The 2,355-nt window shown below is 39.5% G+C and carries 3 protein-coding genes; all 3 read right to left on the bottom strand.

What is annotated here, in order from left to right:
* Positions 1 to 570: hypothetical protein (locus AC3LHT_RS09650; protein ID WP_488662739.1), on the bottom strand; the 570-nt coding region annotated here is incomplete at its 3' end.
* 13 nt (positions 571 to 583) lie between these two features.
* Entirely contained in the window at positions 584 to 1,123 is a 540-nt protein-coding gene (locus tag AC3LHT_RS09645) for a hypothetical protein (protein WP_488662738.1), read from the bottom strand.
* Positions 1,120 to 1,665 carry a hypothetical protein gene (locus tag AC3LHT_RS09640; protein ID WP_488662737.1) on the bottom strand — a complete coding sequence of 182 codons (546 nt, stop codon included), beginning with the start codon at positions 1,663 to 1,665 and terminating at the stop codon, positions 1,120 to 1,122. Before AC3LHT_RS09640 ends, AC3LHT_RS09645 begins: the two co-directional genes overlap by 4 nt.
* Positions 1,666 to 2,355 lie beyond the last annotated feature (690 nt).

Genomic DNA, 2,355 nt, shown 5'->3' with positions numbered 1-2,355 from the left:
CACGTTTTCAATATCAAGTTCAAGAACGTACCCGTCATTTTTCTTAACAAATTGACCGTTCAGGATCTGAATTTTTTTCTCTCCAGTGTCATCGATATTTACAACAATCTGTATCGCGTATCGGACAATGGTTACAATATTCGCACTATTTTCCGAAACGGTCTCATTCTTATTTACAACGGGTTCAACCATTATCACGCTCCAGTACGTTCCTGTAAGGCTGGCATCCTTGGTTGATGGTACATGAACTGTATAATTGATGGTAAAGTCAGTTTCTGGAAGGATAGTGGCATAGGCAGGTGAAAAATCGATCCAGAGGGCATTTGAACGCTCGAGTGTGCCTGGTTCTGGATAAATCGAGGTTCCGTCAGCGTAAAAGGCATAATCGGATTGATATACTCTTATATTTTCAATAGATTTCTCGCTGTTATATAAGATAATTTCTCCTTTTAACACTGAACCCTGAGAAGCTATAAAATCATGAGCAAGACCATTTGTTACGACCACCTGTGAAAAACCATTTAAGAAAAAAACTATCAAAAAAGAGAAGAAAACGATTCTGGATTTCATCATACCGCCTCCGTCAATATTCAGTAACGGTAAATACAACTTTTGTTTTATACCTGTCTGTGTAAATCGGAAAATTCGTTATGAACAATTTGTACTGAATGCCTATATCATAAATATTCCCTTTTCCGGTAAAAAAATCATTGTCAAAGGGTTCTATTTCTAAGAAAGCTTCGCCACCGTTTATTTTTCCGGGATTTGCCGTGCCGTTGTTGATGCGTTTGACGAAAAGTGCGAAGTTTCCCGACCAATTCACATCAATTCTTCTCACGGTTATTTTCCATTTCTGCTTATTAGATACATCGTCAATCGACAGCGTTATATCATCATCAGTGATATATTCCTGTTTAATAGGGCTTCCGGCATCTCCCGTAACGGAACCAATATTTATCTTGATTACGATCCGCCTTGGACTGCGAGTCAGGTTAATCCCGAAAAATTGTGTTGTCACGAGGAAAATCAGCGAAAAAACGAATATTCGTATAAAATGTAGAGAAAAAGGCGGCTTTATCAACCGCCTTATACAGTACAAAGCCACTGGAGCTTTGGAATTCACGAAGCCTCCGTAAGAGTAAACGTTATCGTGATTGTTGGATTTGTAATATTAAGCTTAGATCCGTCAGTTATTTCCAGCGAATAAGTCAACTTAGCGCCAGAAGTGGTTTCGGTTCCAGTCCATCCAGAACTTATTCCTGTGATAATATCCTGAGCAGTGTCTTTGCTTAGCGTAATCTCACCAGCTGAACTTCCAAGTGTGCCTGTGCCACCAGATGGAGCAGTGACTGATAACTTCAGCGCAAGTCCAGTGGGTACGTCTGTGTCAAGTTGGGCGGTAATCTTCCTCGTTTTCTCCGATTCAACGATTGATGTATAACGCAGATAACCACCGTCAACACTTGTTGAAACGACGGGCGAATCACCGGCATTTGCTTTAACTGGAGCATTAACTTCAAGAGTCACGCTGCCAACCGTTACATTGAGTACCGCAATGTCTTTAACGTTAATAATAATGTTTTGGGTGACAGAATCACTTGCGCCAAGGATTGTAACCCCCAAAAGCATCAAAACCGCGATAAAAATCAAAAGCCGCGTCTTCACGAAAAACTCTCCCCTTTCTTTGAGAAATATTAGCAGTTAGTAATGCATACGATTGATGCGATATAGCGATTATATAGCTATATACTTTCAACATAATATACTATATAAGACGCTATAATAAGAAACATACTCAAAAAAACGACTAATATAATTTTATCAAATTCAAAGCACATAAATCAAGAGAACGAATTGCCTCATAAAAAATAGCTATCTAAAACCTCACCCCAGACCCGCACTGCCAGAACCAGAGTTTGGGGTTTAGTTGTTGGGGTTTAGATGTTCTCTCTCTCGTAACTCGAATCACGTAACTCGGTTCTTTAAGAATCGGGTTTAGGGTTTAGTAAGAACTATCCCTCGGACCCAAGCCCCCAGACCTGCATTTTAATATAGGGAGGAGGTCAATAATACTTTGGCTTTAAAGCGCGAATTGCCTTCAATAGATATAACAAACAATCTATTGGGACGGAAAATATAAAAAAGCGGACAGATTTAGCGACCAAACCCTATGTGCGGGGATAATTTTACGGTGAATTTTTGAGTACAGAAAGCGAAGCTTTGGAATTATTAAAATTCTCTGAAGGAGTTTAATGAAAAAGCCGGGGGCATTTCCCGGCTTTTTCAACTAAATTTCTATCTTCTTCACAAGGCTATCGATCAGTTTGTCATCAGCGATAAAAGGTATGGTAATGT

This window comes from Kosmotoga sp. (assembly GCF_982836095.1).
Note: the sequence above shows the minus strand (reverse complement) of the source record. Positions and strands in the feature narration are given on the sequence as shown.